Consider the following 22,832-nt stretch of genomic DNA (forward strand, 5'->3'; position numbering starts at 1 on the left):
ATTGGCTAGGTTTGGCTGATAGCGTTGGTCCTCCGGACACTCGCGAAAGGCCGACCCACTTGCCGTATGCCAACCTGTCATATGAATGGCTCGGGCCAGCAATCTTCGTGTCTGCTGCCGGTGCGTTCCTGCTGTTGTACCTGCATGACCGCAGGCAGTTGCCGATACTCAGGCTGGCCGGCGCATGGCTCTTGTCGGTGATCGGTTTCGTCGTGGTCATGCTGGTTGATGTCGACCTGCAGCCGGCTTATCAACTGGTCATCATGGGGTCGCTTTTCAGCGGCCATTTCCTGTTGGTCTGGGGCGTGGCTTCGCTGATGGGCAAAGATACGCCGTGGCTTCCCATCGGGATCGCGACATTGCTCGTCCTCGGCGCCGTTTTCTATGCCAATTACCACGGGTCGCTGTTCTGGCTGCGGGTCATAGCCGTCAACGCGTTCACGGCTATCGTGTACCTGAGCTGCTGTCAGCTTGTCTGGCGGGCCAGAAGCCACCGGACCGATGTGGTGCTGGCCTCGGTGTTCCTGATCCAGGTGCTGATGTCGGTGAGCCGGATTGCCCGGATCGGATTGTCCAACCTGGATCTGTCGACGCACGCCTCCTTCAAGAGTTCCCAGTTTGCCCTGTCGATGCAGACCGAGAACGCGATCTTTGCCATCATGCTGGGCCTTGCCCTGTTTGCCCGCTACTCCGTGGCGCTGGTGATGCAATTGCAGCGCCATGCGGAAACCGACCCGCTGACCGGCCTGTTCAACCGCAGGGCATTCGAAGCCAAGGCGCAGGCACTGCGGACGGCCTCCGAGCCGTTGCCTGCGGGATTGATCATCTGCGATATCGATCACTTCAAACGGGTCAATGACAGCCACGGGCACGCGGTCGGCGATCGGACACTGAAGGCGTTTGCCCGGTTGCTGGAACGGGAAACACCCGATGCGGCGATATGTGCCCGGCTCGGTGGCGAGGAGTTCTGCATTCTGATCGCCGGGCTTGATGAAGAGGCAACACGGCTCCAGGCAATCCATCTCCGTGCTGCCGTGGAACGGTTGCGCATTGTCCTCAATACCGGGCACCTGAGACTGACAGCGAGTTTCGGATACAGCGCGCTCGATGCCGGGGACGAGCTGTGGACCGCGGTGTCCGCCGCCGATGCGGCGGTCTATCAGGCAAAGAATGACGGCCGCAATCTGGTGCGGGGAATTGCATCGCCGGTGGCGAAAACCGGGCAGGCCAAATTGGCCTGAGTGCAGCTGTCGCTGGCTTCGTGACATGCATTCAAGTCCGCCGTGGCGGACCGTGAACGGGCGTCATTGACACGAGATTGACCTTGCAGGCGCACGTCACTAAATTGGTTTTTGTGGTGATTTGGCCGGCCGGCTTGCAGCCACGTTAAACAACTCGCTAAATGGCCGACGGGGCGCGTTCCCACCGGACCGGTAGCGTTGTATTCGCGGCCGGTTTTTTTGTTGGAGCTGAAAGCGTCATGCCAATCCGTATCCCCGATGGTCTTCCCGCCCGCGACGCGCTTGTGCGTGAAGGCGTGCAAATCATGGATGAATCAATTGCCGTGCGGCAGGATATACGTCCGTTGCACATCGGGCTTTTGAACCTGATGCCCAACAAGATCGCCACGGAAACGCAGATTGCGCGGTTGATCGGGGCTTCGCCGCTTCAGGTGGAGCTGACGCTGGTGCGGATCGGCTCGCACGTTGCGAAGAACACCTCGGAAGAGCACCTGATCAATTTCTATCACACCTGGGACGAGGTGAAGCACCGCAAGTTCGACGGCTTCATCATCACCGGTGCGCCGATCGAGACACTGCCATTCGAGGACGTGACCTACTGGCAGGAGATGGAGCAGATCCTCGACTGGACGACGACGCATGTCCATTCCAGTTTCTTTGTCTGCTGGGGGGCGATGGCCGCGGCATGGCACTTCCACAGAGTGCCAAAGCGCGCGCTTGAGGAGAAGGCGTTCGGAGTCTACCGGCACCGCAATCTCAATCCTGCATCGCCCTACCTGATGGGGTTCTCGGATGATTTCCAGGTGTCGGTGTCGCGCTGGACGGAAGTCCGGCGGGAAGATCTGACGCCGGATTTCGATGTGCTGATGGAAAGCGAACAGACCGGTTTGTGCCTGTTGCACGAGGCATTCGCCAACCGGCTCTATATCTTCAACCACATCGAATATGATTCCGGCACGCTTGCGGAGGAGTATTTCCGTGATGTGAAGGCGGGTACGTCGATCAAGCCGCCGGCGAACTATTTTCCCGATGACAACCCGGACAAGAAGCCGTCGAACCGATGGCGCAGCCATGCCTTCCTGTTGTTCGGCAACTGGATCAACCAGGTTTATCAAACCACGCCGTTCGACATGGAAGATATCGGCGAGGACCGGTCATTGGCAGATTCCGGGGAGTGAATGGATGACCGGAAAAGTTGAAATCCGGCCGATTGTGGCTGCCGATGAACCCGAATGGCGCCGGCTGTGGACGTCCTATCTGGAATTCTACGAATCCACGGTTCCGGAAGAGGTCTACCAGACCACGCTGTCGCGGATTGTTGGCGCGCACACAGTTGGCGAAGCATCGTTTTACGAGCCGCGCGGCCTGCTGGCACTGGTGGATGGCAAGCCCGCCGGCCTGGTGCACTATTTCTATCACCGGCATGGCTGGAAGATCGAGCCGGTTTGCTATCTTCAAGATCTTTACGCGGCGCCGGAGGTTCGTGGCACCGGCCTCGGCCGGGCCCTGATCGAGGCGGTCTATGCGCAAGCCGATGCCGATGGTTGCCCGAGCGTCTACTGGATGACGCAGGAGTTCAACGCGACCGCGCGCAAACTCTATGACCGCATTGCCACCCTGACGCCGTTCGTCAAGTACAGCCGCTAACATGGCTTGATGCCGCACACTTGAACATGTGGGCTATTTTGGCTATTTTGGCTAAAATGGCCAAACCGGCTGTTCATTGAATGGAGAGCGGCTATGAAAGTCATGCAGGCAAGTGAAGCCAAGAACCGGTTCGGCGAACTCCTGGAAGCGTCGGGAAATGAACCCGTTGCCATTCGCAAGAATGGCCGGGATATCCGGGTCATTCTGTCAACGGAAGAATACGAGCGGCTCACCGGCGGCAATTCGGTCGATCCGAAGGTTCAGACATCGTTGGAACGCAGCATGAAGCGCTGGAACAAAGTGTATGAAGCACTGGCCAAGTAGGCCATGCGATATCTTACTCTTCACGAAGCGCTCCACGTCCACGCCATGTTGCTCAAGGCCTATGGCGGTGCGCCGGGAATCCGGGATCGAGGGCTTATCGAGGCCGCGCTCCTGCGGCCACAGACTGGCTATTATACTGATCTGATTGAAGAGGCGGCGGCGCTTTGGGAGAGCCTTGCCATGAATCATGGCTTCGTCGATGGCAACAAGCGTGTTGGGTTTGCATGCATGGAAATTTTCCTGGACCTCAATGGTCTTGAACTTACCGCCGGTGAGGATGAAACAATTCGGTTCATTTATGAGCGACTTGAATCCGGAACCTTCACCAAGGATACTCTCGACGTCTGGCTCAGAGCGAACACGGCTTCGATCTGAAAAACTGTGATCGCTGAACAGTCGCTAAACCGGTTGGCAACCGAAGTGCATTGTGGCTATTGTCGCGCGCATGTTTCTGCCATTTTTTCTTGAGCTCAAAGCCGCCAGAATTCCGGTCTCGCTGCGTGAATACCTCACCCTGATCGAAGGATTGGAGGCGGGGCTGTCGCGGTACGATGTCGAGGGTTTCTATTACCTGGCGCGCTCGGCGCTGGTGAAGGACGAGCGTCACATCGACCGGTTCGACCAGGTGTTTTCGCACTATTTCCGCGGTGTCGAGGCAATCGGCGGCGAGGGTGGCGTGGATGCACGCAACCTGCCCGAGGAATGGCTCCGGCGGATGGCCGAGAAGCACCTGGACGAGAACGAGAAGAAGCTGATCGAAAGCCTTGGCGGGTTCGAAAAGCTGATGGAAACGCTCAAGGAGCGGCTTGAAGAGCAGCAGAAGCGGCACCAGGGCGGATCGAAATGGATCGGTACCGCAGGCACCTCGCCGTTTGGCGCCTATGGCTACAATCCCGAAGGCGTGCGGATCGGCCAGGACGAGAGCCGTCACCGGCGTGCGGTCAAGGTCTGGGACAAGCGCGAATTCAGAAACCTCGACGACACGGTGGAGCTTGGCACCCGCAACATCAAGGTGGCGCTGAGACGGCTCAGGCGCTGGGTGCGCGAGGGCGCGGCTGATGAATTCGACCTTCCCGCCACCATCCAGTCAACGGCGGAACATGGCTGGCTTGACGTCAAGACCCGGCCGGAACGGCGCAACGCGGTCAAGCTTCTGATGTTTTTCGATGTCGGCGGTTCGATGGATGATCACATCAAGGTGGTCGAAGAGCTGTTCTCGGCGGCCCGCGCCGAATTCCGGCACATGGAATATTTCTATTTCCACAATTGCCTCTATGAGGGCGTTTGGCGCGACAACCGCCGGCGGCGCCAGGAATTGCTGCCGACCGAGGAAGTGCTGCGCACCTACGGATCGGACTACCGGGTGATCTTCGTCGGCGATGCGGCGATGAGCCCCTACGAGATTGTCTCGACGGGGGGATCGGTGGAGCACTGGAACGAGGAGCCCGGCCAGGTCTGGCTCACGCGCGTGCTCAATCATTTCCACAAGGTGGCCTGGCTCAACCCGACACCGGAAGCTTACTGGGCGCATACCCACTCCACGGCGCTGATCCGGCACCTGTTCGGGGACAGGATGTTTCCGATGACGCTTGCCGGGCTCGAAGCAGCGACGCGTCAGCTGACACGCTGAGGCGCTCTTGCGCCGCGAGCCAAACCGGGCCATGCCATTCTCCGGAATCATTGCCACCTGATCAACGGGAGAGACAGCATGACGATTGAAGCTTTCGGCCAGACTGCGGAAGGTGAGACCGTCCACCGGGTCACGATCAAGGGCGGCGGATTGACTGCGAAGATCATGACCTGGGGGGCGACGCTGCAGGATCTCAGGCTGGACGGTCATGCCTCGCCACTGACGCTGGGGTTTCCCGATTTCGAGAGCTATCCAGCCCATTCGCCCTATTTCGGCCAGACTGCGGGCCGGCATGCCAACCGGATCGCCGGCGGACGCTTCGTTCTTGATGGGGTCGCCTACCAGCTCGAATGCAACGAGCGCGGCATCAACCACCTGCATGGCGGCAGCGCCGGGATCGCCAAGCGGGTGTGGACACTGGAAAGCCACGGTGCGGACCATGCGGTGTTCTCGATCATCGATCCGGACGGCCAGTCGGGCTATCCCGGCACGGTGAAAATCGAGGCGCGCTACGAGCTTCGTGCCGGTGGCTGCATGGCCATCACCTACACCAGCGTTACCGACCGGCCGACGCTGGTCAACATTGCCCATCACAGCTATTTCACCCTCGATGACGCCGATGACATTCTCGATCACGAACTGATGATTGCCGCGGACCATTACCTGCCGGTCGATGCGAACCAGATTCCCACCGGCGAAATTCGGGATGTGGATGGCACGGATTTCGATTTCCGCGACTTGCGGGCTATCCGCCGCAACGGGCCGGACGGGCAGGTGGCCTATGATCACAATTTCTGCCTTTCCACCGAGCGGCAGCCGGTCCGGACAATTGCGCTGGCGCGATCGATGCGTTCGGGGATTGCGATGGAACTTCGTTCAACCGAGCCGGGCCTGCAGTTTTACACCGGTTTCAAGATCCAGCCTTCCGTTGCCGGACTGACCGGGAAACCCTATCCGGCCTGCGCCGGGTTCTGCCTTGAAACCCAGAGCTGGCCTGACAGCCCCAATCATGAGGGTTTTGCAGGCGCCGTCTTGCGGCCCGGCGAGACACTGGTCCAGCACACCGAGCATGTGTTCATCCAAAGCTGAAGACAAAACCGGCACGCAGTTCCGGTCTTGACAGGAGCCGGGAAATAGAAGCCCATAGCGCAAGTCTTATATAAGACACGGTGACGCGCATTGGCTGACGGCCCTGGGGGAGGACCAAGACCATGACGGTTATTCTGGCGGCGCTCAAACCTCTGGCGGGCTTGAATACCCTGCTTCTGCGCCTGGGCCGCAATTTTGCCTGGATGGCGATGGGGCTGATGGTCCTGATCATCATCCTGCAGGTGTTTTTCCGCTACATTCTCGGCAATGCGCTGGCCTGGCCGGATGAGGGGGCACGCTTCCTGATGCTGTGGATGACGGCACTGATTGCACCGACGGCCTACCGCTGGGGCGGCTTCGTCTCGATCGAGATGGTCAAGGATCTGCTGCCCGCGCGGATCGGGGCGCTTCTCGGGCTGGTGCTGCTGGCGTTGTCGCTGATCGTGCTTGTCTACGGGTTTCAGCTGGGGCTCAATCACGTCAAGTCGGGGTGGTTGTTCAATTCGAGTTCACTCAAATTGCCGCTCGAGTTCATGGGGCTGGGCCTGGTGCGGATCAAGCTGGCGTGGATGTACATGTCGCTGCCGGTCGGCCTGTTCATGATGATCCTGGTCAATATCGAAATGAGCCTGAAGGCGATCGCCATGCTGGTTGACCCGGACGTGGAGCTGCCTGAGGATCATGACCGTGTGATCGTGGCGGTGGAGTAGGCGATGCTGTTTTTCTTCCTGCCGTTGTTTCTGGTCTTCCTGATGATCGGCCTGCCGGTGTTCTTCGGCATGCTGGCTGCGCCCGGCCTTCTGCTCTGGTTGAATGGCCAGGAGCGCGATATCGCGCTGCTCTACCGCAATGTCTATACGGGCATGGACTCGTTCCCGCTGATGGCGATTCCGTTCTTCATGCTGGCGGGCGAATTGATGAACCGGGGTGGCATCACCATGCGGATCGTCGAATTCAGCCAGGCGATGATTGGCCACCTCAAGGGTGGTCTGGCGCATGTCAACATCCTGTCCTCGATGCTGTTTGCCGGGCTTTCCGGTTCGGCTGTAGCGGATGTCTCGGCGCTTGGATCGATGCTGATCCCGGCGATGGAGAAGAATGGATACACCCGCAAGTTCGCTGCCGCGGTGACGGCGGCCTCGTCGGTGATCGGGCCGATCATCCCGCCTTCGGGCATCATGATCATCTACGCCTACGTGATGGGGGAATCGGTCGCGGCGCTGTTTCTGGCGGGCATCGTGCCTGGCATTCTGGTTGGTGTCGGGCTGATGATGGTCGTTGGCTTCCTGGCCAGGCGGCATGATTTTCCCGTCGCCGCCCGGCGCGCGACATGGCCGGAACGGGGTCAGGCGAGCCTGAAGGCGTTCTTCCCGCTGCTCACCCCGGTGATCATTCTGGGGGGCATTCTGGGCGGTGTGTTCACACCGACGGAGGCATCGGCCGTGGCCGCGGTCTACGCCTTCATCGTCTCGCTGTTCATCCTCAAGACCATGGGCTGGGCTGATCTGCCAAAGGTGCTGACGAAGGCTGCGATGACCACATCGGTGGTGTTGCTGCTGGTGGGGGCGGCGATGGCGTTCAAGACGGTTGTCAGCCTGTCGCACACGCCGGAAATCCTGGCCAATTTCATTCTCGGGCTGTCGGACAATCCCTATATCCTGCTGTTCCTGATCAATGTGCTGCTGTTCATTGTCGGAATGTTTCTTGATGCCGGGCCGGCCATCATCATCCTCGGGCCGATCCTGGGGCCGATCTTCACCGATCTTGGCGTGCATCCGGTGCATTTCGCCATCATCATGAGCGTCAACCTGACCGTGGGGCTGGCAACGCCGCCGATGGGGCTTGTGCTGTTCGTCACCTCCAGCGTGTCGGGCGAACGGGTGGAAACCATTGCCAAGGCGATCCTGCCGTTCCTGCTGGTCGAGGTGGCGGTGATTTTCCTGATCACCTTCATCCCGCAGATATCGCTGTTCGTGCCGCAATTGTTCGGTTTTGCCCGGTGAGTGTCATGCGGGCGACATCGAAGTTCTGCCAAGACGTGCGATTGACAAGACCGGAACCGTCATCAATCTTGTGTCTTATATAAGACAATAATAGCAACAGGTCTCAACGGGAGGGTTATCGATGATCTTGAAGCAGGCAATGAAAACACTGACGGCGGCTGCATTGGGCCTGACGGTCCTGGCCGGCGGCATGATGACTGCGGCGCAGGCGGCTGACATCAAGCTGCGCGCGACGGCCAACTCGAACGAAAACGACGAGGACTATGACGGTCTGGTCGTGTTCAAGGATTATGTCGAGAAAGCCTCCAACGGCGCCATCGAGGTGGAACTGTTCATCGGTACCCAGCTGTGCTCGACCGGGGCTGAATGCCTTCAGGGCATCGCCGACGGGTCGATCGACATCTACATTTCCACGTCCGGCGGCGCATCGGGGATCTTCCCCTACGTGCAGGTGCTCGACCTGCCCTACCTGTTGCGCGATGACCGCATTGCGGAAGCCGTGCTGACCGAAGGCACCTTCACGCGCGCACTGCGCGAGCAGATGCTGGCCGATTCCGGCGGCATGATCCGGCTGATGACGATCGGCAATACCGGCGGCTGGCGGAATTTTGCCAATACCAAGCGTGAAATCCGGTCGCCGGCGGATATGGAAGGGCTGAAGATCCGGACCGTGGTCGCCGATCTGCCGCAGGAACTGGTTCGTTCAATGGGCGCTTCGCCAACCCCGATCCCGTGGCCCGAACTGTTCACCTCGTTCCAGACCGGTGTGGTCGAAGGAACCCAGAACGGCATTACCGACATCATGGGCATGAAGTTCCCCGATGCCGGGCTGAAATACCTGACGCTTGACGGTCACTCCTACATGGGCGCGCTGTGGTACATGAACAATGACCGCTTCATGGGGCTGGACGAAGGCCTGCGCCGCGTCGTGGTCGACGGTTTCGCCGCCCTGCAGCAGGCGACATTCGCTTCGCCCAAGCGCAAATCGATCGAAGCCTACAAGGAATTCGCCGAGGTCGGTGGTTCGGTTTACGTGCCGACCATGGAAGAAAAGGCCCAGTTCAAGGAAGCCGCGGCACCGGTGTTCGAATGGTTCAAGGCCAACGTCCAGGGTGGGGCGACTTTCTACGACCTGCTGGTTGCGGAAGCCGCGAAAGCGTCGGAAGTGATTGACGGCGGCGCGATGAAGGACATGCAGTAAAGCCCTTGTGAAAGTGCTGAAACGCAGGCCGCCCGGTTCATGCCGGGCGGTTTGTTTTTTGCCCGCGCCCCTATCGAAACGGATACATCCAGGGCCGGTAATCGTTGATCAGCACCTCGGCGCGGCGGATTTGGTCTGGCGTCATCTTCTTTGCCACTTCCTCGATCGAGATCGCGGCATCCGGGTCGCCGCCGATGGCGGAGAGACCGTACCAGAGATAGGCGCGGACCAGATCGACCGCCGTGCCGCGGCCGACCTCGAAATACCATCCGATGCCGGATTGTGCACCGGGATGGCCCTTCATGGAGGCGCGAAGATACCACTCGAAGGCGCGCTCATCATCACGGTCGACGCCGAGACCCATGGCGTACATGACGCCGATCAGCTCCTCGGCATCGGCATTGCCGGAGCGGGCGGCCGGCATCAGTTCTTGCATGGCCGCCTCGAACTGGTGGCTCTCCATCAGGTCGCGGGCTTTCTCGATTTCGGCCCTTGCGGGAAAGGTGATGCTCAAGGCCAGTCCAAGCGCGATCAGGCCGGGTTTGGCGTTTGCAAGCGGAATTCTCATTTGTCATTCTTTCGCTCAGCAGTCGTGGAGCCGACAATAGGGGTGGGGCAGCCGGGCTGGCAAGGTGACGGTCGGGCAAGGTGACGGGCCGGCGAGCTGGAGGAGGAGCGTTCGCATGGATGGAAAGCGGCGGCCGGGATGGTCAGGCGAAGACCCGCGCGGCAGCGGTTTTCGCCGTGCGCTGATTGCCGCAGCCGTTGTCGTCATGGCCACGCTTCCGGCTGTCGAAGCCTTTAGCGGGCAAGACCTGCCGCCGCCGCTGACAGAGGCGGATTTTCATGAATTCGATCCCCGGCTTGCGCAAATCGGGCGGCTGCTGTTTTACGATCCGGTCCTGTCGGGCAACCGCAACATTTCCTGCGGCACCTGTCATCACCACGATTTGGCATCGGGTGACGGGCTGGCGCTCGGCGTCGGCGAGGGTGGCGAGGGGCTGGGCAGCAAACGGACCACCGGCCGTGGCGCCGACCTGATCGAGAAACGGGTGCCGCGCAATGCGCCGGGGCTGTTCAATCTCGGCGCCCGCGAGATCCGGGTGCTGTTTCATGACGGGCGGCTGAGTATCGAGGACATATTCGGCAATGGCTTCAATTCGCCGGCGGAGGAGTATCTGCCCAAAGGGCTGAAGGGAATTCTGGCGGCGCAGGCGCTGTTTCCCCTGGCATCGGAAACCGAGATGGCCGGAAACCCGGAAGAGAACAAGATTGCCGGGGCAGCCTATGACCGGATCGACTATGTCTGGCCGCTGCTGGTCGAGCGCGTGCGGGCAATCCCGGCCTATCTCGACATGTTCCGCGGGGCTGACCCCTTGGTGGAAACAGCCGGTGACCTGACGATTGTTCACATTGCCAATGCGCTGGGTGATTTCATCAATTCCGAGTGGCGCAGCATGGACAGCGGCTTTGATCGCTATCTCGCCGGAGATGCTGCAGCGCTGTCAGGCAAGGCGCGGGCGGGAATGGAGCTGTTTTACGGCAAGGCGAAGTGCGCCACTTGCCATTCCGGACCGCTGATGACGGACCAGGACTTTCATGCGCTGGCGCTGCCGCATTTCGGACCGGGCAGAACCCGGAGGTTCGATCCCTATGTGCGCGATGTCGGACGGATGGCGGAATCGGACCGGCTGGAAGATGCCTACCGGTTTCGTACGCCGATGCTGCGAAACGTGGCGCTGACCGGGCCATGGGGGCACAACGGCGCCTACGCGACGCTGGAAGGGATTGTCCGGCATCATCTCGACCCGGTTTCGGCGCTGGATGTCTGGACACCGGAGATGGTCGAGCTGCCGGTCGACGACAGGTTGGCGGGAGTCGATTTCATCGCGTTTGAAGACCACCGCGAGCGGGAGAGATTGAGGTCGCGGGTGGATATCGAGCCGGTCGGGCTCGCTGACAGGGAAATCCTGCAGCTTGTCGCCTTTCTGGAGGCATTGACCGGTGAGGCCAAGGGGCGGCTGGGGCGCCCTGCTTCAGTGCCAAGCGGATTGCCGGTCGACTGAGGCCTTCGGCGCCCGGATGCACGTCCGCTGCACAAGCTGCGTATTCTATCTTGTGTCTTATATAAGACTTGATAAGGTCAGGTGAGGGCGGATCGTTTCCGCCTGCCGGAAACGTGCCTGGGAACAATAGCTGCAATGACAAGAATCGTGACCACCGGGGTCGCAGTCGTGGACTTCGTCTTCTTTCTCGACGAGATGCCGCGGCTGGCCGAAAAATACCGGGCGAATGGTGCCGAGATCACCGGCGGCGGCGGCGGCGCCAACGCTGCGGCTGCAATTGCCCGGCTGGGCGGGCATGCGATGCTGGCGAGCCGGCTGGGGTCGGACCAGGTGGCCGAGATGATCGCTGCCGGGCTCGAAGCCGATGGTGTCGATTGCAAGATGCTACGGCGATTTGCGGGGCGGCGATCCTCGTTCTCGTCGGTGTTCATCGACAAGGCAGGCGAACGCCAGATCGTCAATTACCGCGATCCCGATCTGCCGATGGACGCAGGTTGGCTGCAGGCGGCGTTGCCGGACCAGTTCGATGCGGCGCTGGCCGATACAAGATGGCCGGACGGGGCGGAAGTCCTGATGCGAACCGCGCGTGAGCGCGGCCTGCCAGGGGTTCTCGATGGAGAGGCGCCAATCCGGGAAGCCGAGGCGGCGCTGCATCAGGCAAGCCATGTCGCTTTCTCGGCGCAAGGCTTGCGCGACTGGGCGGAGCATGACGATCTGGACAAGGCGCTGGCGGATGTGGCTGCCGAGACGGGGTCTTTCGTCTGTGTCACGGATGGCGCCAGGGGTGTGGTCTGGAGACAGGGTGAGGCATCGGGTTTTGAACCCGCCTTCGCAATTACACCCGTCGATACGCTGGGTGCAGGCGACGTCTGGCACGGCGCCTTTGCCTTGCGGCTTGGCGAGGGTGCCTCGCCGACCGAGGCGATCCGTTTTGCCAGTGCCGTAGCGGCGATCAAATGCACCCGGACCAACGGCCGCGCCGGGTATCCGACACGGGCCGAAGCCGAAACCTTCATGAAAGAGGCACCGTTATGCAGCTAAGCGCAGGCAAATTGTGGGGCATGCGCCGCATGGCCGATGACAGGGGGCTTTTCAAGATGACGGCTGTCGACCAGCGGCCGCCGATAAAGGGCCCGATCGCCAGGCATCATGGCGTGACAGAGGCGCCGTGGCAGGCAGTGGCGGATTTCAAGACATTGCTGATCGAGACGTTGCAGGGCCAATCCTCGGCGATGCTGCTTGATCCGCATTTCGCCATTCCGCGCGGCATCGGAAAATTGTCGCCAACCAAGGGGCTGATCGTGACGCTTGAGGATTCGGTGTTCGAGGAGACGCCGGACGGGCGGCTTTCGGGCGAGATCGACGACTGGTCGGTGGCCAAGATCAAGCGGATGGGCGGCGATGCGGTCAAGATTCTGGCCTGGTACCGGCCCGATGCGCCGCAGCACAATCGGCAGAAGCAGAAAGACTTCACCAAGCGGATCGGCGAGGCCTGCGCGCGCTACGATATCCCGTTCCTGTTCGAGCTTCTGGTCTATCCGCTCAAAAGCGATGCGCACCAGACCAGTGATTACATCGAGATGACCGGCAAGCGCACCGACCACGTGCTGCAATCGGTGGCTGACTTTGCCGTACCCGAGTTCGGGATCGACGTGTTCAAGCTGGAAAGCCCGGTTGCGGCGAAGGATGTTCCCGAGGGCGAAGACCGGGAGGTTCAGGCAGCGTTTGACGAGATGGGGCGGCTTGCAGGCCGGCCCTGGGTGATGCTGTCAGCCGGCGCCGGCAAGACCGAGTTCCGCAACATCCTGACCCATGCCTACCGGGCCGGGGCTTCGGGATACCTCGCGGGCCGTGCGATCTGGCTCGAGCCCTTCGGGCTTTACCCGGACTGGGAGGCAATGCGGCTGGGGCTGGAAACCTCTTCGGTGAACTACATGCGCGATCTCAATGCGCTCACCGACCAGGCCGCAACGCCCTGGGACCGGCATCCGGTGTTCGGTCCCGAAGGCGCGCACTTCAGCCCCGCGGACCAGAGCTTCCGTCACAATTACAGCGATTTCGGCTGATGCGGGAGCGAGGCTCAGTCCAGCAGCAGGCGGTTGATGACGCGCGGCTTGTCGCCGGGATTGGCGCCCGGCGCGATGATGACAGCCTCGCCTTCGCGCGGCGTGGTTCCGGAGATGGCCTTGATCAGCGCAGGATGGGTGACCATCAGAAGATTGCCGGGGCCGTAGAATTCCTCGACGGCGGTGATCAGATCGGGCGGAATGACACCTGGATCCGCGCCGCCGACAATCGAATTGAGGTAGGCCTTGGTCTCGATATTCCTGCGGCCGAATGCAAGCTCGGCGGTCTCGACCGCACGGCAGAATTCACCGGAATAGATCGAGTTGATCGAGACCGCGCGGGCCGCAAACCGCATGCCAATGCGGCGGGATTCCTGAATGCCGCGGTCAGTCAGGCTCTTGCGCTTGTCGCAATCGCCAAGATCGGGCCTCAGTGGTTCGCCACCACCGGGGGTTCGGGAGTATCCGAGCAGGATGGTGTATCCGCCCTGCGCCAGACGCGCCCAAGCGGCCTCTGTGGCCGCGCTTTTGGAGGAGGGGGCAATGGCAAGGATCGCCATTGCGAGGATGAGGGCCGCTGGCCAACGTCGCAGGTTCAACTTCATGACTGCAATCTAGTGTTTTTACCAGATGATGTAAGGGGGCATGTCGATGTCCGGTGAATCTCTCACCATAGGCGTGCTGCCGCTTGGGCGGCCAACTTTCGATGTGGCTTTTGCCGAGGAGATGCTGGCAGGCATGATGGCCGATCTCCGGGCAACCGGGCACCGGCTCGTCGGGTCGGCGCATCTGCTGATGGACGCTGCTTCGACGGAAGCGGCGATGGCTGACATCAAGGCGGAAAATCCAGACCGCATTGTCGTTCTGCAAGTCACCTTCACCGATGCCGCGATGACCTGCCGCATCGCCGACGCGTTCGAGCAGCCGCTGGCGATCTGGGCCGTGCCGGAGCCTCGGTTGGGCGGGCGGCTGCGGCTCAATGCCTTCTGTGGGCTCAATCTGGCCTCGCATGCGCTCGGGCTTCGAGGCCGGCTGTTTTCCTGGCGGTATGCCCCTCCCCATACTTCGGGTATTGAGGCGATGCTGACCGATACGCCGATGGTCACGCCGCTGATTGCCGGGGATTCAGTCGCGGATCCGGCACAGGGTGCCGCGTTGCTGGCACAGCTTGCGGGCAAAAGCATTGCCCGGATCGGCGTACATCCCGACGGCTTCGATACCTGCGCCTATGACAGCGAACGGCTTGCGAAACTGACCGGCATGCGCGTGACCGGTTTCGAGCTGCCGGAGCTGTTTTCCCGTGCGCGGGCTGCGCCGGAAGCCGCGGCAAGCGGGCTTCGGGCCACGCTGTCGGAAAACCTGTCGGGACTTGACCACGTCGACCAGGCGGAGCTTGACCGGTCGCTGCGGCTGAAGCTTGCGCTGGACGGAATGAAGGCCGACGGCGGTTTCGATGCTTTTGCCATCCGCTGCTGGCCGGAAACATTCACCGAGTATGGTGGCGCTGTCTGCGGGCCGGCCTCGATGATGGGCGAGGGCCGGGTGCCCTGTGCCTGCGAGGCCGATGTCTATGGCGCGGCGACGCAATTGCTGCTGCAGGCGGCCAGCGATCAGCCGGTTTTCCTGGTTGACCTGGTGGACATGGACGCGAGCGACGATACCGGCGTGATCTGGCATTGCGGGCAGGCGCCGATCTCGATGGCGGACCCGGACGTGGTGGCGCGGGCCACGATCCACACCAATCGCAAGATGCCGCTGTTGTTCGAATTTCCGCTCAAGCCCGGTCCGGTGACCTTCGTCCGGCTGAGCCAGGCGCGCGGACAGCAATGCCTGGTGATTGCGCGGGGCAAGATGCTGAAGCGCGAGATGGCGTTTACCGGCACTTCCGGCGTGGTGAAATTCGAGCGGCCGGCGGGCGAGATGCTCACCCGGGTCATCGACAGCGGGCTCGAGCATCATATGGCGCTTGCCTATGGCGATCATGTCGCTGTGCTGGAAAGTTTCGCCGCCGCAGCCGGCTTGCCGGTCATTCACCTGTAGGGCGCTGTCATGACAGACATCAGATACGGCATCATCGGTTCCGGCATGATGGGGCAGGAGCATATCCGCACCATCGGGCTTCTCGAGGGGGCGCGGGTGACAGCGGTGTGCGATCCGGATGAGGGCATGCGGTCAGCTGCTGCACATCTGGCTGGAGCGGAGTGCGCCCAGTTCTCCAGCCATGGTGCGCTGCTGCAATCGGGGCTGTGTGACGCGCTGGTGATCGCGGCTCCCAATCATCTGCATTACGGGATTCTCATGGACGTGTTGCCGGCCGATCTGCCGATCCTGGTGGAGAAGCCGCTGTGCACGACGCTGGCCGATTGCGACGATATTCTGGCACGTGCGGCGGGACGGAGATCGCAGGTCTGGGTGGCGATGGAATACCGCTACATGCCGCCGGTGCAGCGCTTGATCGATGCCGTCCATTCGGGCGAGACCGGTGTGCCGCGGATGATCTCGATCCGTGAGCACCGGTTTCCGTTCCTGAAAAAGGTCGGAGACTGGAACCGCTTCGAGGCCAAGACCGGCGGGACGCTGGTGGAGAAATGCTGCCATTTCTTCGATCTGATGCGGCTGATTGCGCGGGCCGAGCCGGTTCGCGTCTATGCGTCGGGTGGCGCGGACGTCAATTTCCCGGACGAGGAATATGATGGTGCGCGCCCGGACATTCTCGACAACGCTTTCGTGGTGATCGATTTCGACAATGGCCTGCGCGCCATGCTGGACCTGTGCATGTTTGCCGAAGGCTCGGGCTGGCAGGAGGCGATTGCGGTGACCGGCGATGTCGCCAAGGCCGAGGCGTTCGTGCCGGGGCCATCGCGGTTTTCGCCCGATGGCAAGGAACGGCATTCGGAATTCGTGCTGTCGCCGCGCGCGACCAAGCGGGAGAGCCGCGAGATCGTTGATGTCGATGCCGCGATCCTGGCCGTCGGCGATCATCACGGGTCGACCTATTTCCAGCATCAAAAATTCCTGGCGATGATCCGCAATGGCGGGGTGCCCGAGGTGTCACTCGAAGACGGGATGAAGGCGGTGCGGATGGGGCTTGCGGCGGAGCGGTCCGCCAAGACCGGCGCTGCCGTCAGCCTGTGAGGCTCACCGCAGGTTCACCGCATAGTGAATGTCGCGGGTTATGCAGCGGGACCATCTCAGTTCGACAGGGCGGTTTTCGAGATCGCGGGCAATGCGGCTGATCAGAAGCAGCGGTTCTCCCTTCTCGCACCCCAGTTTGGTGGCATCGCGGGCACTGGCGGCTATCGCCTTGAGCCGCTCCTCGGCGCTGCCGATGGTGATGCCCCAGCGCTCGGAATACAGCCTGTAGACATTGTTGGGGATGACCGTCAGGTGATCGAAATCGGGGAACCGGTTTGACGGCAGGGTGATGGTTTCGATCAGCAGCGGCTGGCCTGACAGCGAACGAATGCGTTCGATGCGGATGACCTCATCGGTGCTTTTCAGGCCGAGTGCCTCTTTCTCCGTCTTTGTCGGCTTGGCGCTGCCGGTGCTGAGCACCTGCGAATCCGGAAAGTTCGGGCTGCCTTCGTCCGGCGAAAGCCGGAAGAACTGGAACATGATGCGGCTTTCCTCGGGTTCGGCCACATAGGTGCCGCGCCCCTGGCGGCGCAGCAGCAGATTGTCCGCCGTCATCGAATCGAGCGCCTTGCGCACCGTGCCCTGGCTGACATTGAGCTGGCGCGCGAGTTCCATTTCGCTGGGCAGCAGCATGCCGGGCGACCAGTCGCCCTCGACAAGACGGCGCATCAGCCGTTCGCGGACCTGGGCATAAAGCGGCTTGAAGCCGATTGCCTCGCCGCTCGCGGATTCCGCCGCTTCCAGCACCTGATTTTTCTTTTCCATGCTCTGCCCCGGTTGACTTTTTGCGCATACCATATCTTATGTCTTATATAAGACCTGTCCGTCGGACGCCAATAGATTACACCTTATCCACATTGGAGGACAAACGTGACCACCCCCCATTTGCTAGTTCATGACCATGCGGACAATGTCGGCGTCGTCGTTGTCGAGGGCCTGAAGGCCGGTACCAAGATGCTGTGTGTTGTCACGCACGACAATTCCAGTTTCGAGCTGGTGTCGAACGCGGATGTGCCGATTGGCCACAAGATCGCGCTCAGGGATATCAAGTCGGGCGAGACCGCGATCAAGTATGGCGAGGATATCGGCAAGTTTGTCGCCGATGTCGAAAAGGGCGCCCACGTCCACACCCACAACCTGAAAACAAAGCGCTGGTAGGAGCCCTGATCATGGCATCAAAATACTCAAACATGACGTTTCAAGGCTACCGGCGCGAGAATGGCCGGGTTGGCGTGCGCAATCTCGTCGTCATCCTGCCGGTTGACGATATCTCCAATGCGGCCTGCGAGGCCGTGGCCAACAACATCAAGGGCACGCTGGCCCTGCCGCACGCCTATGGCCGGTTGCAGTTCGGCGAAGACCTGGACCTGCATTTCCGCACCATGATCGGCACCGGGGCCAACCCGAATGTCGCTGCAGTCGTGGTCATCGGCATTGAGCCGGGCTGGACCAAGAAGATCGTTGACGGCATCGCCGCTACCGGCAAGCCGGTCACCGGCTTCTCGATCGAGCAGAATGGCGACCTGAAGACCATCATGGACGCTTCGCGGGTGGCCAAGGAATATGTTCATTTCGCAACGGAGCTGCAGCGCGAGGAGTGCTCGATTTCGGAACTGTGGGTCTCGACCAAGTGCGGCGAAAGCGACACCACGACCGGTCTCGGCTCCTGCCCGACCGTGGGTAACATGTACGACAAGCTGCTTCCCGAGGGCATCTACGGCTGCTTTGGCGAGACCTCGGAAATCACCGGGGCCGAGCACATCTGCAAGGCCCGCGCCATCAACGAGGAAGTCGGCGAACGCTGGTACAAGATGTGGAAGGCCTATCAGGATGACGTGATCTTCGCGCACCAGACCGACGACCTGTCCGACAGCCAGCCGACCAAGGGCAATATCGAAGGCGGTCTGACCACGATCGAGGAAAAGGCGCTGGGCAATCTCGAGAAGATCGGCCGGACCTCGAAATACATCGACATTCTCGAACCGGCGGAAGCACCGGCATCCGGCAAGGGGTTGTACTTCATGGACTCGTCCTCGGCGGCGGCGGAATGCGTTACGCTGATGGCGGCGGGTGGCTATGTGGTTCACACCTTCCCCACGGGCCAGGGCAACGTGATCGGCAACCCGATCGTGCCCGTGATCAAGATCACCGCCAATCCGCGCACGGTGCGGACCATGGGCGAGCATGTCGATCTGGATGTTTCCGGGATCCTGAGGCGGGAAATGACAATCGACGAGGCCGGCGATGCGCTGATCGAAATGATCATCCGCACATCGAACGGACGGGCGACCGCGGCGGAAGCGCTGGGCCATCGTGAATTCTCCATGACAAAGCTCTATCGTTCCGCCTGATTCAAGAGGAACAAACGGGGTTATCATGGCAGATATCGTCATTACCGAATTCATGGACGAGGCGGCGGTTGGCCGCCTCGTCCAGGCCCATGACACGCTTTACGATCCGAAACTGGTCGATGACCCGGCGGCGCTGCACGAGCATCTCGCATCGGCGCGGGCGCTGATCGTGCGCAACCGCACCCAGGTGCGCGAGACGCTTCTGAGCATGGGGCCAAAGCTGCGGGTGGTCGGGCGGCTGGGTGTCGGGCTCGACAATATCGATGTTGCCGCGTGCAAGGCGCGTTCGATAGCTGTCATTCCGGCGACCGGCGCCAATGATCTTTCCGTGGCCGAATATGTCATCACCTCGGCGCTGATGCTGTTGCGCGGCGCCTTCATGCGGTCGGCGGACGTCGCTTCCGGCGACTGGCCGCGGCAATCGATGATGGGGCGCGAACTGGCGGGCAAGACCATCGGCCTGATCGGCTATGGTTCGATTGCCCGGGAAGTGGCCTGGCGGGCGCATATGATGGGCATGCAGATCGTTGCCTATGATCCGTATCTGCCGGCAGATCATCCGGGCTGGCAGATCGCCCGCAATGTCTCGCTCGATGCGGTGCTGGAACTTGGCGATGTGGTGTCGCTGCATACGCCGCTGACCGATGCGACGCGGCACATGATCAATGCCGAGGCGCTGTCACGGATGAAACCGGATGCGATCCTGATCAACGCGGCGCGTGGCGGCATTGTCGATGAAGCGGCCCTTGCCGAAACTCTGAAGGCCGGCAAGCTTGGCGGGGCGGCGCTGGATGTGTTTGAAACCGAACCGCTGACGGCCGAAGCGGGGGCCAAGTTCAAGGATCTGCGCAATCTTGTGCTGACACCGCATATTGCCGGGGTGACCGGTGAATCCAACGAGCGGGTCAGTCACCTGATCGCCGACAAGGTGCTTGAAGCACTGGGAAGCAAGGCGTGACAGACATGCTGACAATGACGCCCGAAGCAATCACCGAGCTGGTAACCGGGGCGCTGATGCGCAGCCGGACCTCGAGGGAAAATGCTGCTTCGGTGGCGCGGGCGCTGCTTGCGGCCGAACTCGCCGGTCAGAACGGGCACGGTCTGAGGCGTGTCGAGGCCTATGCGGCCCAGGCAAGAACCGGAAAGGTGGATGGCTTCGCCGTTCCCAAGGCGGAAACAACACGGCCGGGGGCCTTGGAGATCGATGCCGGCAACGGTTTTGCCTATCCGGCGATGGATCTGGCGCTGGACTGGCTGCCCGGAGCTGCACAGACACAAGGTATTGCCATCGCCGGCATTCGCCGTTCACATCATTGCGGTGTTGCAGGCGTGATTGTCGAGGCGCTGGCCGAGCGTGGTGTGGCCGCACTGATGCTGGCCAATTCGCCGGCCGCGATGGCGCCCTGGGGCGGGCGGCGACCGTTGTTCGGAACCGATCCGATAGCCTTTGCCGCACCGCTGGGCGGGGGCGCGCCGGTGGTGGTGGATGTCTCGCTGTCCAAGGTGGCGCGCGGCAAGATCATGGCGGCGGGCCAGAAGGGCGAGCCGATCCCGGAAGGGTGGGCGCTTGACGCTGATGGCCAGCCCACCACCGACGCCAAGGCGGCGCTTGCGGGGACGATGATCCCGCTCGGCGATGCCAAGGGCACGGCACTGGCGCTGATGGTGGAGCTTCTCTGCGCGGGACTGACCGGGGCGAACTATGCCTGGCAGGCAACTTCGTTCTTTGACGGCGAAGGCGATCCGCCGGGAACCGGGCAGGCAATCATCGCCATCGATCCGGATGCGTTCGGGCCCGGGGGCGAGGAGCGCATGAAATTGATGGCCGACATGGTGGCTGGCACCGAAGGCGCACGGTTGCCCGGACGGAGGCGGCAGCAGATCCGCGCCGACTATCTCGAAAACGGAATTCCGGTGGATGCCGGCCTAGCGGCCTCGATCCGCGCCATCGGAACCTGAGCCCGGCCGCGGCCGGGCCCGCACCGCTTCTCCGTCAGTAAAGCAGCCTGACGGCGACGAGAGTGATGGCCGGGAACATGGTCAGGATGGCGACACGGATGATGTCGGTCATGACGAAGGGAAACACGCCGCGATAGGTGGCGGACAGCGGTGTGTCCTTGGCCATCGAATTGATGACGAAGAGGTTCATGCCGACCGGTGGCGTTATCAGCCCCACCTCCACGACGATCAGCACGATGATGCCGAACCAGAGGGCGAATTCCTCCGGCGGCAGGCCGAAATCAAGCGCGGACATGATCGGGAAGAAGATCGGAACCGTCAGCAGGATCATCGACAGCGAGTCCATGACGCAACCGAAAATCAGATAGAGCAGAAGCACGGCGACCATCACCAGCCAGGGGTTGAAACCCTGGCTGCCGACATAGGCGGCTGCCGTCTGCGGCAACTGGCTGAGCGCCAGGAAGGCGTTGTAGACCCCGGCACCGAAGACGATGAGAAAGATCATGCCGGTTGCCCCGGCGGTGGCCAGGATGGAAGCCTTCAGGGTCGAGCGGTTCAATCCGCCATTGAGCAAGGCGATCACGCCGGTGCCGAAGGCGCCGATGGCGGCTGCTTCGGTGGGAGTGAAGATGCCGCCGTAGATGCCGCCGACAACGGCGATGAAGACGATCAGCACCGGCCAGACCGCAACCAGGCTGCTGAGCCGCTCGGAATAGGGCGCCCGCTCCCTATGACCGGCGGAACCGGGCTTGACCCGGACATAGATTGCGATGGCGATCATGTAGCCGATTGCGGCAAGGATGCCGGGAATGAAGGCTGCGACAAACAGCTTGGCGATGTTCTGTTCGGTCAGGATGGCGTAGATGACCAGGATGACCGAGGGCGGGATGAGGATGCCCAGCGTGCCGCCGGCGGCAAGTGCGCCGGTGGCCAGTTCGCCGGAATAGCCGTAGCGGCGGAGTTCGGGCAGCGCGACCTGGCCCATGGTTGCCGCCGTTGCCAGCGAAGAGCCGCAAATCGCGCCAAAGCCTGCACAGGCGCCGACCGCGGCCATGGCGACGCCGCCCTTCCTGTGGCCCATCCAGGTTTCAGCCGCCTTGAACAGGGCCTGGGACATGCCGCCCAGAGTGGCAAACTGGCCCATCAGCAGGAACAGCGGGATGATTGAAAGCGAGTAGCTCGAAAACGTGCCCCAGGTCAGGTTCTTGAGCTGGGCGAAGATCATCAGGAACGAGCCGTTGATGAAATAGCTGCCGCCGATCCCGGTGAGCAGCATGGCGAGCCCGATCGGTATCCGCAGGAAAATGAGCAGCAACAGAACGGGAAAGGAGAGCAGGGCGATGTCGATATTGGTCAATGTACAGTCTCTCCATGGGACTGGTCCTGGCCGGTCAGCAGCGCCCTGAGGCTCAGGATGGTGCACCAGATGCTGACCAGAACAAAGCCAAAGGCGCCGACGAGGCCCGAGGCGTAGGCCCACCAGATCGGGTACTGAATGATGAAAGTGGTCTCGCCGTAGGCGAATTTGTCCAGCGTGCCGTCCCAGTGCTTCCAGGTGAGAAGGACGGCAATGGTGAGCATCAGAAGATCTGCGACAAGGTCGATCAGCCGGTTGGCGGTGCTGCCCAGATGCATGGTGAGAATCTCGACCGACGCATGCTGGCGATTTATCTGAACCCAGGGCAGGAAGGAGAATACCGCAAAGCCGGTGCCGAGTTCGACAAGTTCGAAATCGCCGCGGATGGGGCCAAGTCCGATCCAGAGCAGGGCTCTGCCGGTGACCGAGGCAACGGTTGCCAGGATGACGGCAATCAATACCAGGCCGCCCAGTATGGCCAGGAAGGCAGCAAGCGACCGCATCAGTCGGTCAATCCGGTCAAACATCTCAAACCTCCCCCGGGATGGCTGTGCGCCATCTTGGACATCGCATGGCGAAAACCAAAGAGGGGTGTGACGGACCAGCCTGGCCTTGTAAAGGCCGGATGTCTGCGGATGAGCCGTCCAGGGTGTCCTGGATGCCGTTCCGGTAGCCAGTCAGCATGCAACTTGTTCCGGCAAGTTGAGCAGGACCGGCGCCGATGCCCCTCATTAGTATTCTTGATATGGCTCCGGCGGGGTTC

The 22,832-nt window shown here is 61.6% G+C and carries 24 protein-coding genes and 1 riboswitch; of the genes, 19 read left to right on the top strand and 5 right to left on the bottom strand.

Annotation, left to right across the window (positions count from 1 at the left end):
* The first annotated feature begins 107 nt into the window (after positions 1–107).
* The 10 genes from WNY80_RS06045 (at position 108) to dctP (ending at position 9,135) form a co-directional block, all read left to right on the top strand.
* Positions 108–1,241, top strand: a complete 1,134-nt coding sequence (locus WNY80_RS06045) for a GGDEF domain-containing protein (protein WP_342886460.1) — start codon at positions 108–110, stop codon at positions 1,239–1,241.
* Between the two features lie 103 nt (positions 1,242–1,344).
* Positions 1,345–1,422, top strand: a riboswitch (SAM riboswitch).
* 58 nt (positions 1,423–1,480) lie between these two features.
* Positions 1,481–2,419 carry a homoserine O-succinyltransferase gene (gene metA, locus WNY80_RS06050; protein WP_342886461.1) on the top strand — a complete coding sequence of 313 codons (939 nt, stop codon included), beginning with the start codon at positions 1,481–1,483 and terminating at the stop codon, positions 2,417–2,419.
* Positions 2,420–2,423: 4 nt separating this feature from the next.
* Positions 2,424–2,888, top strand: a complete 465-nt coding sequence (locus WNY80_RS06055) for a GNAT family N-acetyltransferase (protein WP_342886462.1) — start codon at positions 2,424–2,426, stop codon at positions 2,886–2,888.
* Positions 2,889–2,981: 93 nt separating this feature from the next.
* Entirely contained in the window at positions 2,982–3,212 is a 231-nt protein-coding gene (locus tag WNY80_RS06060; RefSeq protein ID WP_342886463.1) for a type II toxin-antitoxin system Phd/YefM family antitoxin, read from the top strand.
* 3 nt (positions 3,213–3,215) lie between these two features.
* On the top strand, positions 3,216–3,587 hold the full coding sequence (locus tag WNY80_RS06065) for a type II toxin-antitoxin system death-on-curing family toxin (protein ID WP_342886464.1): 372 nt from the start codon (positions 3,216–3,218) through the stop codon (positions 3,585–3,587).
* A gap of 70 nt (positions 3,588–3,657) precedes the next feature.
* Positions 3,658–4,842, top strand: a complete 1,185-nt coding sequence (locus tag WNY80_RS06070) for a VWA domain-containing protein (protein WP_342886465.1) — start codon at positions 3,658–3,660, stop codon at positions 4,840–4,842.
* A 78-nt stretch (positions 4,843–4,920) separates the two neighbouring features.
* Positions 4,921–5,931 (top strand): aldose epimerase family protein, encoded by a 1,011-nt coding sequence (locus WNY80_RS06075; RefSeq protein WP_342886466.1) that lies wholly within the window; start codon positions 4,921–4,923, stop codon positions 5,929–5,931.
* A gap of 122 nt (positions 5,932–6,053) precedes the next feature.
* On the top strand, positions 6,054–6,641 hold the full coding sequence (locus WNY80_RS06080) for a TRAP transporter small permease subunit (RefSeq protein ID WP_342886467.1): 588 nt from the start codon (positions 6,054–6,056) through the stop codon (positions 6,639–6,641).
* Between the two features lie 3 nt (positions 6,642–6,644).
* On the top strand, positions 6,645–7,934 hold the full coding sequence (locus tag WNY80_RS06085; RefSeq protein ID WP_342886468.1) for a TRAP transporter large permease: 1,290 nt from the start codon (positions 6,645–6,647) through the stop codon (positions 7,932–7,934).
* Between the two features lie 124 nt (positions 7,935–8,058).
* On the top strand, positions 8,059–9,135 hold the full coding sequence (gene dctP / locus WNY80_RS06090; RefSeq protein ID WP_342886930.1) for a TRAP transporter substrate-binding protein DctP: 1,077 nt from the start codon (positions 8,059–8,061) through the stop codon (positions 9,133–9,135).
* Positions 9,136–9,205: 70 nt separating this feature from the next.
* Here the strand turns inward: dctP and WNY80_RS06095 are convergent, their stop codons facing one another.
* Positions 9,206–9,703: a tetratricopeptide repeat protein gene (locus WNY80_RS06095; RefSeq protein ID WP_342886469.1), complete on the bottom strand. Its 498-nt coding sequence runs from the start codon at positions 9,701–9,703 to the stop codon at positions 9,206–9,208.
* A 115-nt stretch (positions 9,704–9,818) separates the two neighbouring features.
* Between WNY80_RS06095 and WNY80_RS06100 the strand changes: the two genes are divergently transcribed.
* From WNY80_RS06100 to WNY80_RS06110, 3 genes are all read left to right on the top strand, one after another.
* Positions 9,819–11,201: a cytochrome c peroxidase gene (locus WNY80_RS06100; RefSeq protein WP_342886470.1), complete on the top strand. Its 1,383-nt coding sequence runs from the start codon at positions 9,819–9,821 to the stop codon at positions 11,199–11,201.
* Positions 11,202–11,336: 135 nt separating this feature from the next.
* The gene (locus tag WNY80_RS06105) at positions 11,337–12,242 is read left to right on the top strand and encodes a PfkB family carbohydrate kinase (RefSeq protein ID WP_342886471.1); all 906 of its coding nucleotides are present in this window, start codon (positions 11,337–11,339) and stop codon (positions 12,240–12,242) included.
* Positions 12,233–13,267, top strand: a complete 1,035-nt coding sequence (locus tag WNY80_RS06110; protein WP_342886472.1) for a tagatose 1,6-diphosphate aldolase — start codon at positions 12,233–12,235, stop codon at positions 13,265–13,267. Before WNY80_RS06105 ends, WNY80_RS06110 begins: the two co-directional genes overlap by 10 nt.
* Positions 13,268–13,281: 14 nt before the next feature.
* Here WNY80_RS06110 and WNY80_RS06115 read toward each other — a convergent pair whose 3' ends face one another.
* Entirely contained in the window at positions 13,282–13,872 is a 591-nt protein-coding gene (locus tag WNY80_RS06115; protein ID WP_342886473.1) for a histidine phosphatase family protein, read from the bottom strand.
* Between the two features lie 46 nt (positions 13,873–13,918).
* On the opposite strand from WNY80_RS06115, the gene WNY80_RS06120 reads away from it, so the two are divergent.
* Together WNY80_RS06120 and WNY80_RS06125 are read left to right on the top strand one after the other, a co-directional pair.
* Positions 13,919–15,307 (top strand): hypothetical protein, encoded by a 1,389-nt coding sequence (locus WNY80_RS06120; protein ID WP_342886474.1) that lies wholly within the window; start codon positions 13,919–13,921, stop codon positions 15,305–15,307.
* Between the two features lie 9 nt (positions 15,308–15,316).
* Positions 15,317–16,402 (top strand): Gfo/Idh/MocA family oxidoreductase, encoded by a 1,086-nt coding sequence (locus WNY80_RS06125; RefSeq protein WP_342886475.1) that lies wholly within the window; start codon positions 15,317–15,319, stop codon positions 16,400–16,402.
* A 3-nt stretch (positions 16,403–16,405) separates the two neighbouring features.
* Here WNY80_RS06125 and WNY80_RS06130 read toward each other — a convergent pair whose 3' ends face one another.
* On the bottom strand, positions 16,406–17,167 hold the full coding sequence (locus WNY80_RS06130; protein WP_342886476.1) for a GntR family transcriptional regulator: 762 nt from the start codon (positions 17,165–17,167) through the stop codon (positions 16,406–16,408).
* A 105-nt stretch (positions 17,168–17,272) separates the two neighbouring features.
* On the opposite strand from WNY80_RS06130, the gene WNY80_RS06135 reads away from it, so the two are divergent.
* The 4 genes from WNY80_RS06135 to WNY80_RS06150 are packed head-to-tail and all read left to right on the top strand — an operon-like array spanning position 17,273 to position 20,712.
* Positions 17,273–17,560 (top strand): UxaA family hydrolase, encoded by a 288-nt coding sequence (locus WNY80_RS06135; RefSeq protein WP_342886477.1) that lies wholly within the window; start codon positions 17,273–17,275, stop codon positions 17,558–17,560.
* Between the two features lie 11 nt (positions 17,561–17,571).
* Positions 17,572–18,753 carry a UxaA family hydrolase gene (locus tag WNY80_RS06140; RefSeq protein ID WP_342886478.1) on the top strand — a complete coding sequence of 394 codons (1,182 nt, stop codon included), beginning with the start codon at positions 17,572–17,574 and terminating at the stop codon, positions 18,751–18,753.
* Positions 18,754–18,778: 25 nt separating this feature from the next.
* Positions 18,779–19,711: a hydroxyacid dehydrogenase gene (locus WNY80_RS06145; protein WP_342886479.1), complete on the top strand. Its 933-nt coding sequence runs from the start codon at positions 18,779–18,781 to the stop codon at positions 19,709–19,711.
* Positions 19,712–19,716: 5 nt separating this feature from the next.
* A complete protein-coding gene (locus tag WNY80_RS06150; protein WP_342886931.1) occupies positions 19,717–20,712 on the top strand; it encodes an Ldh family oxidoreductase in 996 nt (331 codons plus the stop codon).
* A 34-nt stretch (positions 20,713–20,746) separates the two neighbouring features.
* On the opposite strand, the gene WNY80_RS06155 is transcribed toward WNY80_RS06150, so the two are convergent.
* Both WNY80_RS06155 and WNY80_RS06160 read right to left on the bottom strand, forming a co-directional pair.
* Positions 20,747–22,069 (bottom strand): TRAP transporter large permease, encoded by a 1,323-nt coding sequence (locus WNY80_RS06155; RefSeq protein ID WP_342886480.1) that lies wholly within the window; start codon positions 22,067–22,069, stop codon positions 20,747–20,749.
* Positions 22,066–22,596 (bottom strand): TRAP transporter small permease, encoded by a 531-nt coding sequence (locus tag WNY80_RS06160; protein WP_342886481.1) that lies wholly within the window; start codon positions 22,594–22,596, stop codon positions 22,066–22,068. The genes WNY80_RS06155 and WNY80_RS06160 overlap by 4 nt, the downstream gene beginning before the upstream one ends.
* Positions 22,597–22,832 lie beyond the last annotated feature (236 nt).

The organism is Hoeflea sp. AS16 (assembly GCF_038900095.1).
Taxonomy (GTDB): domain Bacteria; phylum Pseudomonadota; class Alphaproteobacteria; order Rhizobiales; family Rhizobiaceae; genus Hoeflea.